The 9,351-nt window shown below is 27.0% G+C and carries 7 protein-coding genes; 5 read left to right on the plus strand and 2 right to left on the minus strand.

From position 1 onward, the window contains the following. Window positions 1-4: 4 nt before the first annotated feature. Window positions 5-1,699, minus strand: coding sequence for a PEGA domain-containing protein (locus tag ACYQ44_RS01230; RefSeq protein ID WP_459994655.1), 1,695 nt, complete (start codon window positions 1,697-1,699; stop codon window positions 5-7). Further along, the gene (locus ACYQ44_RS01235; protein WP_459994656.1) at window positions 1,686-2,129 is read right to left on the minus strand and encodes a MarR family winged helix-turn-helix transcriptional regulator; all 444 of its coding nucleotides are present in this window, start codon (window positions 2,127-2,129) and stop codon (window positions 1,686-1,688) included. The genes ACYQ44_RS01230 and ACYQ44_RS01235 overlap by 14 nt, the downstream gene beginning before the upstream one ends. A gap of 54 nt (window positions 2,130-2,183) precedes the next feature. On the opposite strand from ACYQ44_RS01235, the gene ACYQ44_RS01240 reads away from it, so the two are divergent. The 5 genes from ACYQ44_RS01240 to ACYQ44_RS01260 form a co-directional block, all read left to right on the plus strand. Next, the gene (locus ACYQ44_RS01240; RefSeq protein WP_459994657.1) at window positions 2,184-2,651 is read left to right on the plus strand and encodes a YybS family protein; all 468 of its coding nucleotides are present in this window, start codon (window positions 2,184-2,186) and stop codon (window positions 2,649-2,651) included. Between the two features lie 148 nt (window positions 2,652-2,799). Beyond that, on the plus strand, window positions 2,800-4,137 hold the full coding sequence (gene rlmD, locus ACYQ44_RS01245; protein ID WP_459994658.1) for a 23S rRNA (uracil(1939)-C(5))-methyltransferase RlmD: 1,338 nt from the start codon (window positions 2,800-2,802) through the stop codon (window positions 4,135-4,137). 97 nt (window positions 4,138-4,234) lie between these two features. Continuing rightward, window positions 4,235-6,802 carry an alpha-glucan family phosphorylase gene (glgP, locus tag ACYQ44_RS01250; protein WP_459994659.1) on the plus strand — a complete coding sequence of 856 codons (2,568 nt, stop codon included), beginning with the start codon at window positions 4,235-4,237 and terminating at the stop codon, window positions 6,800-6,802. Between the two features lie 119 nt (window positions 6,803-6,921). Continuing rightward, window positions 6,922-7,422 carry a ferritin family protein gene (locus tag ACYQ44_RS01255; RefSeq protein ID WP_459994660.1) on the plus strand — a complete coding sequence of 167 codons (501 nt, stop codon included), beginning with the start codon at window positions 6,922-6,924 and terminating at the stop codon, window positions 7,420-7,422. A gap of 59 nt (window positions 7,423-7,481) precedes the next feature. Beyond that, window positions 7,482-9,351, plus strand: a 1,870-nt coding sequence (locus ACYQ44_RS01260) for a thiamine pyrophosphate-dependent enzyme (RefSeq protein WP_459994661.1), incomplete at its 3' end; no start/stop codon positions are given.

The raw sequence follows: 9,351 nt of genomic DNA on the forward strand, positions 1-9,351 counted from the left end.
CCCCTTAATACCAATTATCTAAGTTTATATATTTTCCCTCATCTGATATATATATATATCTTTCAGTTACTTTTTTCTGCCCTTTGTATAAGCTTATTTTATGTATTCCATACTCCAATCTTAAATCAAGGTTATTAGAATTATATTTTACATCATCAACGTAAATATCAAAAGATTTAGTACTATTAATTTTAACAGGAACCAAATTTGATTTTGAAAAAAATATAATTTTGTGTTCATAATTATTTGTATTTATATCTAAATTATAAACTTCGCCATTTTGAAATTTAAAAGTAACATTATGGGTTCCGGGTTTAATAACATACCCTAAAACATAACCTTTATTAACATATTTCCCGTCTATATAAATTAAAGAATAACTTGAAGAAGAAAATAATGAAATAGCACTAACTTTATCAGAATTTGTAAGAAATATAGTTTGAGTTCTATTTTTTCTTAAAATAGTCGATTTTTTTACATTTGAATAGTATACATCTATTTTTTTTTCATCTTGCATAGTGTCAATTAATATTGTTGATGGAGTAAACGTATATGTATTCCCTATATAGACTAATAATTTTGTTGGCGATAATACTTCTACTGCAGTCGATAATTTTGGATTTAATATTAATTCTTTCGGGGAATCTTTAGTTATTAAATATCTGAAAAAGATATCTTCATTAGTCTTTGATATAGCTTCAATAACATGAGGCTTTCCATCTAGTTCAATATATTTAACATTTTCTCCAATGTATTTTCCATCTAAATAGAAATCCATATTTTCAGAATTATTTAACTTTACTATTCTTGAATTTTCATATAATTCAAAAAATAATTGTTTCATTTCTGTTTTTTTATCTAAGTTTATTGATAATTCTTTTGATATGTAACCAATTTTTGATAAAATAATTTTTAGATTTCCAGATGAAACTGTAAATGTATTAGGTGTATATCCCATTCTTTTTCCGTTAATAGTTACTAAAGCATTTTGAGGAGATGAATCAATATATAATTGTATTCCTTTTTTTAGTTCAAAGCTTATTTTTGCTAGATTCTCATCAGTAATTATTATTTCTTTTTCCAAAGGTAAATAATTCTTTTTTTCTAAATGTATATTATATTTTTTATTTAATGATAATATTGTTGAAATTGGAGTTTCTCCCAAGTATATATCATTTATATAAAGTTTAGCAGTTGGGGTAGATTCAAAAGTAACCATTCCATAAGGAATTAAATTAACAATAATTTTTTTTGTTTCAAAAGGAGTTAAATTTAATTGTATTGTTTGAGGTTTATAACCATCATAGTAAACAAGAATTTCATTTATATTTGTAGGAATTTTTATAATATCACCATTTTGGATTATAAATTTTTTTTCATTATATTCAATATAAAATTTATTTAAGTTTGAATGTATTTCTACACTTGCAAGAGGAGTCAATTTAACATTTAATATTTTATCAGAATCAAGAGTGATAGTTGAGACATAGTCGGCATAACCAAATTTTGATATTTTTATATTATAAGTTTTTTTGTTCAACGATATAGTTTCCTGGGTTGTGTTCATTGTTAATGTGTATTGGCCATCTAAATATACAATAGCTCCTTTGGGTGCTTGAATAGTTAAATTTACAGAAAAAGAAAAAATGGTGAGAAGAATAAAAATTAACATTACTATTTTATTTTTATTCTTTTTCATTTTTTCTCACCTCATTTATAGTGTTATCAAGTTGTTCCAAAAGAATCATCAATGTTTCAGGATTTTCAACTTTTTGAATTACTTTATTCATAAACGAAACACGTGTTTTTATCACTTTTTCAATGACATTTTTCCCTTTTTCAGTTATAGTTATAGTTGTAACTCTTTTATCTTTTTTATCTTTTGCTTTGCTAAGGTATCCAGAGGCTTCAAGTCTTTTAATTAAACCTGTAGTTGTACTTTTGGTTATTCCAAGTGTTAGGCTTATATCGGTAACTCTTTTTGGACCACGAAAATATATTATTTGTAGTAGATCAAACTGTGCAGGAGATATATCGGTATTTTTAATTATTTTTCTACCTTCTACTTTGATTTTAAAACATATGTCTCTTAAAATTTTTTCAAAATTTTCTAATCTCTTTTTTTCCATAATGTTCCTCCTAACTATTATTATTTTATTATTATTGAAAGAGAGGTAATTTAAGTGGTAAAAAATATAACATTTTCAGCTATGTTAAGCGTAATTACAGTACTTTTATTTACTTCGCAAATGATTATTCCACTCGCAGGTGTGTTTATAGCATTTTTTAGTCTGATTCCTTTAATTTTAACATATAAATTGACTAATTTAAAATATTTTATAATTGCAACTTTAACTTCAGGTTTTTTAATATTAATATTAAACGATATTTTTGGGTTTATATTTTTTTCAACATACTTACTGCCACCTGTATTAAGTATTGTATATAATAAAAAAAATAAAATACCCCACATTATATTTTTTCTCGTACCAGTAGCATCATCCTATTTTATGTATAAATCTTTTTTTAATTCAAAAATATTTGAGTATATATGGCCATTAATTGGGGCATCAACATTTATAGTTGTAAAATTTTATTATATAAAATTATCTGAATTAATATTAAAGAGGTTAAAAGCTAAAGGATTTTAAAAATTACATTTATAACATAAAATCAAAAATTTAAAGATGATAATTCATTAATTTTTGAGAATATTGCCTAATTATATTTTATCAGAAAAACAATAAAAAATAAAATATATGTTATAATGAAAATAGAATTAATTACGAGGTGATTAAAATGGAAAGTATCGATGTTGTTGTAGAAAAAGTAGTAAATGGAGGATACGGCTTTGCAAGATATGATAATAAAATATATTTAATTGAACATGCATATCCTGGTGAATTTGTGAGAATAAGAGTAAAAGGAAACAAAAAAGATGTATATTTTGCTGAAGTTGTAGAATATTTTGAAAAATCACCATATAGGAATAGACCAATATGTCCACATTTTAGGGAGTGTGGAGGATGCCAACTATTAGATTTAGACTATAATGAACAATTAAAAATTAAAACAGGAATTGTAAAAGAACAAATGAGAAGAATTGGAAAATTAGATGAAGGGCTTGTAATGGATGCTGTGCCATCTGATGAAGTAATCCATTATAGGAGTAAAATGGAATTTGCTTTTTCATATGATAAAGAGGAATACAAAATAGGATTGAAAAAGAGAAATAGTAATGAAATTATTGATATAAAAAAATGTTTAATAGCACCTAAGGAATTTAATAAGATACTTTCTGAAACTAAGAATATTTTTAAAGCATTAAATTTGAAAATATATAATCAAAAAAATAGAAAAGGAGAATTTAAACATATTGTTTTAAGAAAATCTTTTTCAAAAAACGATATTATGAGTATTTTTATTACTAAAACAGAATATATAAGCAATTATAAAAATTTCAAGAAATTAATTAAAGAGAAAATTAAATCAAATTCAATAATACATGTAATGAATGGATCTAATTCAATAGTTTTAAGAGGACCTTATAAAACATTAAAAGGAGAAGGGGTTATAAAAGAAGAATTTGATGGTTTTGAATATCAAATCCCTCCAACAGCATTTTTTCAAAATAATTATTATATAACTAAAAAAATTTTGAACGAATTTGTAAATATAATTAAAAAAGAAAGGATTTCAGGAAATTTGGTAGATCTATATTCAGGAGTTGGATTGTTTTCAGTATATTTAGCACCCTTATTTAAACATGTAACAGGAATTGAAAGTAATGGAATATCTGTAAAAGCAGCACATTCTAATGCCAATATAAATGATTTAAAAAATATATCATTTATAAAAGCTGATGTTGGAGAATTTATTAAAAATTATGATAAAAAAATAAATTTATTAATAGTTGACCCTACTAGAAATGGTTTAGGAAAAGAAATTTTAACAAAAATATTACAATTGAAACCTGAAAATATTTTTTATTTGTCCTGTGATCCCACAACATTAGCAAGAGATTTATCAAGATTAAAAGAATATTATAGAATTGAATATATAAAACCCTTTGATATGTTTCCTAATACCTTTCATATAGAAAATTTTGTGTTTTTAAGGGCAAATAATAACGATTAATCATAATTAAAGTTAAATTTCTAAGAATATTGCAAAATAACAATAATTTTTGGTATAATATGAATTGTCATATTAAATTTTGGAAGGAGGACTTTCCATGGATTTTATTTCAAAGATAAATGTATTACCTAAAGTACCTGAAAAATTATTTAGGTTACCAGAATTAAGTAAAAACCTTTGGTGGACATGGAATTATGATGCTCAAGAGATTTTTGAGAGGATTGATGAGAGTTTATGGGTTGAGGTAAATAGAAACCCTGTTTTATTTTTAAAAAAAGTTAGTCAAAAAAAACTTAATGACGCAGCAGAAAATCAAGCTATAGTTTCATTATACTCACAAGTAGTTGAAAAATTTGATAAATATATGAAATCAGAAAACACATGGTTTAAATCTACGCACATAGAATACAAAGGTGGGGAGTTTGCTTATTTTTGTGCGGAATATGGTCTTCATGAATCATTTCCTAATTATTCTGGAGGATTAGGAGTATTAGCTGGTGATCATTTGAAATCTGCAAGTGATTTAGGAATTCCTTTAGTTGCAGTTGGTTTATTATACAAACAAGGGTATTTTGAACAAAGAATTAATTCTGAAGGTTGGCAAGAAGCTATTTTCAATCCTTATGATTTTGATAATTTTCCGGTAGAATCTGTTAAAGATAAAGAAGGAAATGAGATTTTTATTACAGTAGAAATTGAAAATAGAAAGGTTTATGCAAAAGTATGGAAGTTGCGAGTTGGAAGGATAAATTTAATTTATTTAGATACAGATATTCCACAAAACGATCCAGAAGATAGAATGATTACTTACCAATTATATGGTGGAGATCAAGAAATGAGAATTAGGCAAGAAATATTGTTGGGTATCGGTGGTGTTAGAGCATTAAGAGCTATTGGGTATAATCCTTCAGTATGGCATATGAATGAAGGGCATTCTGCATTTTTAGGATTAGAAAGAATAAGGGAATTTGTTCAGGAACAAGGATTAACATTTAGAGAAGCAATTCAAGCAGCAAAGGCTAGTGCAGTATTTACAACGCATACGCCTGTTCCTGCAGGGCATGATGCTTTTCCATTTCATTTGATGGACAAATATTTTAAAAATTATTGGCCACAATTAAAAGCTTCTAGAAGGGAATTTTTGGATTTGGGTGCAGAAATTAGACCAGATGGTTCAGAACTATTCTCTATGACCACATTAGCTCTAAACTTATCTTCAAGAGCAAATGGTGTAAGTAAATTACATGGAGAGGTTTCAAGAGATTTGGCAAAGAGTATTTGGAATGGATTGGAAGCTGTTGAAGTGCCTATTACTCATGTTACAAATGGTGTTCATGCTACAACATGGATTTCGAAAGAATTACAGGAATTATTTTCTAATTATTTAGGTAAAGATTGGCATGAAAATGTTGATGATCCGGATTTGTGGAAAAAAATAGATAATATTCCAGATGAAGAGTTGTGGAATGTTAGAAAATCATTGAAAAAGAAATTAATATCGTTTATTCATGAAAGAACCAAATTGCAAAGAATGAGGCATGGTGAAACTATAGAACAATTAGAAGAAATAGAAGAAATATTAGATCCAAACGCTTTAACAATAGGATTTGCAAGAAGATTTGCAACATATAAAAGAGCTACATTGATCTTTAAGGATTTGGATAGATTAAAGAAAATATTGAATAACCCAGAAAGACCTGTTCAATTAATTTTTGCTGGAAAAGCTCATCCTGCAGATAAACCAGGACAGGAATTAATTAAAAGAATTTATGAAATATCTAGAATGCCCGAATTTAAAGATAAAATAGTATTTATTGAAAATTATGATATGAACGTTGCAAGACATTTAGTTGCTGGTGTAGATATTTGGTTAAATAATCCAAGAAGGCCAAGAGAGGCTAGTGGAACAAGCGGACAGAAAGCTGGAATGAATGGATCACCAAACTTTAGTGTGTTAGACGGTTGGTGGGTAGAAGGATACAATGGTAAAAATGGATGGGCAATTGGTGATGAAAGGGATTATACAGATTTAGAGTTACAAGATAGAATAGATAGTGTGTCCATTTATAATACGTTAGAAAAAGAAATTGTACCGTTATACTATGATCATAATGAAGAATTAGGGGTATCAAGAGAATGGATAAAAATAATGAAAGAATCCATAATTTCAGTAACATCATTCTTTAATACACATAGAATGTTAAAAGAATATACACAAAAATTATATATGACAGCAGCAGAATTAGGTGAAAAATTTATAAAAGATGATTTTAAAATTTCTAGAAAATTTGCTAATTGGGTAGAAGTATTGGAAAGAAATTGGGATAATATTAGGATAAAAGTATTATCTAATGTGAGTGAAGATATTATGTATTCAACTGGTGGAAAAATAGAAGTAAAGGCTGAAGTATATATACCTGGTATAGGTCCAGATTCTATATTAACTCAAATTGTATTAGCTAAGTTGGAAAATGAAAAAGTCGTATCTTTAAAATCATTTGATATGAAATTAATAAAAGAGGTAAATAAAGATACTTATTTATATGAAGGAGAATTTGAAGTAGAAGAAAGAGGTCAGTATGGTTGGAATGTAAGGGTTGTTCCATACAATCCAATTATGCCATATCAACATTATTTAATAGGTTTTGTTAAATATCCTCAATAATCGTATTTAAACATCCGTAGTTTCTAGAAACTACGGATGTTTTTTATTTGTATAATTTTTAAAATTAATAGAAATATGATATAATTACAGATATATAATAAAACATAAGGGGGGATAATATGAAAGATGGTATTGTTGGGATTTTAAATTATGCATTGGCTAAAGAGGTTGAGGGTAGGGATTTTTATAAATCAAAATTAGAAACAATTTCTAATACCCAATTAAAAGAAATTTTTGAAATGTTAGTGGAAATGGAACAAGGTCATGCTGATTATATAAAAAAATTGATTGAAAAGTATGAAAAAGAAAAAAAATTAGATGTTTATTTTGAAGAAAATGATGAAAATTTATATCAGAAAAGGGAACTAAAAGAAATAACAGGTGGTCAAATAAAAGATATGACGATGGATTTATCTATAGTAAAAATGGCATATTTAATTGAAGATGACTTTATGAAATTTTATAAAAAAGCAGCAGAAAGTGTAGAAAATGAAGAAGCAAAAAAACTGTTTGAACATTTAGCAAAATGGGAAGAAGCACATAGAGAAGTTTTATATAATATGTATAAAGAATTATCTGAAAATTATTGGACAGAAATGAATTTTACACCACTTTATTAAAAAAGGAATGGGTTCCCATTCCTTTTTTAATATTTAAAATTAAAATATGGGGTGATAATGTGAAAACTTTAGGTGAAATTTTAATTTCAAAAGAACCAATTAGCGAAATTGTCATGGGTAATCATGCTCTTGTTAGGGCAATGTTAGAATCTGGTGTAAAAGTAGTCACATCATATCCAGGATCACCTACTCCAGAAATTGCTGAAGGTATAAAAGGTATTCCTAAAGACAAAAATCCAATGTATTTTGAGTTCTCAGTAAATGAAAAAGTTGCAACTGAGGTTGCTTTTGGTGCAGCAATGAATGGTCATTTATCAACTGTATTTTTTAAAAGTGTTGGATTAAATGTAGCTGCAGATTCTTTTGTTCAATTAGGATTATTTGATTTAATAGGTGGAATGGTCATTGTGTTAGGAGATGATCCTGGGGCAAATTCTTCTCAAAATGAGCAAGATAATAGGCATTTTTCTAAATTATCATATATACCAATTTTTGAACCAAATTCACCAAAAGAAGTATATGAAATGTTTAAAGAAGCAGCAAAAGTTTCCAAAGAAATGCATATGCCAGTTATATTGAGATTAACTACTCATGTATGTCATGCAAAAGAAAAAGTGCAATTTTCAGAATTAAATATTGAAGAATATGATTATTCTCCGAAATTTGACCATATTAATGCGCCACATATTCCTATTGCGGCAAGAGCGTTAGAAATGAAAAGAATGGCTTTAGAACGTTTAGAAAAATTTAAAGAGATATCAAATAAATCCAAATTTAATGAATTTATATGTCATGGAAACAAGAAAAAAGGCATTATTGTTGCTGGATTACCTTATTTATCATTACTTGATGTTTTGGAATTTGTAGAGGAAAAAGTAGATATTTTAAAAATTGGAATTGTTAATCCACTGCCAGAAGAAAAGATAGTCGAATTTTTAAAAACTCATGAAGAAGTAAAAATATTAGAAGAATTAGATGATATTATTGAAAAAGATATAAAAGCGTTAGCTTTTGATAATAATGTAAATTGTAAAATAATTGGAAAAATAGATATAGATGATTGGATTGGCGAATATAATCCGGATAAAGTTTATAATATTTTAAAAAAGACATGGCCAGCATTATTACCAAATTTAGATATTAAAGCACCTGAAATTCAATTATCTCCAAGGCCACCTCAATTATGTCCAGGTTGCGGTCATCGTTCAGCGTTTCATGCTATTAAATATGCTTTAAAAAACACTGATATTACAGTAGCTGATATTGGGTGCCATACACTTGGATATTTAGAACCATATAATATGGGGCAAGTATTATTATCAATGGGACATTCGACATCAACCGCTTCAGGATTATCATTATTTAATGAAACAAGAAATGTTGTAGCTTTTTTAGGTGATTCAACTTTATTCCATGCAGGCATACCAGGAATAATTAATTCTATTTTTAATAATCATAATTTAACTTTAATTATAATGGAAAATGGAACAACTGCTATGACTGGACATCAAGATTTACCTTCAATAGGTAAAAATATTAATGGATCAACAGAAGCGATACCGATAAAGAAAATGCTTGAAGGATTAGGAGTTAAGTTTATTAGGGAAGTGGATACTTATCAACAATCAAAATTAAGAGAATATGTTTTAGAAGCTCAAAAAGAAAAAGGATTAAAGGTTATAATAGCTAAACATCCATGTATGTTAAAATTAACAAGAGAACAAAGGAAAAAAGGAATATATAAAAATAATAAGGTTGAAGTAACAGAAAAATGTGACCATCAATATGTGTGCATAAGCGATTTTGGATGTCCTGCATATCAAATAACCCCTGAGGGAAATGTTTGGGTTCAAGAAGATTTGTGTATAGGTGACGGATCATGTATTCAAACATGTCCAACAAATGCGTTATCATTTAAAATTGTATCCA

Source organism: Marinitoga arctica (assembly GCF_054657315.1).

Excerpts from the sequence above, each read along its gene's own strand:
- ACYQ44_RS01230 (WP_459994655.1), bottom strand. The coding sequence starts at position 1,699 with ATGAAAAAGAATAAAAATAAAATAGTAATGTTAATTTTTATTCTTCTC.
- ACYQ44_RS01235 (WP_459994656.1), bottom strand. The coding sequence starts at position 2,129 with ATGGAAAAAAAGAGATTAGAAAATTTTGAAAAAATTTTAAGAGACATA.
- rlmD (WP_459994658.1), top strand. The coding sequence starts at position 2,800 with ATGGAAAGTATCGATGTTGTTGTAGAAAAAGTAGTAAATGGAGGATAC.
- glgP (WP_459994659.1), top strand. The coding sequence starts at position 4,235 with ATGGATTTTATTTCAAAGATAAATGTATTACCTAAAGTACCTGAAAAA.
- ACYQ44_RS01255 (WP_459994660.1), top strand. The coding sequence starts at position 6,922 with ATGAAAGATGGTATTGTTGGGATTTTAAATTATGCATTGGCTAAAGAG.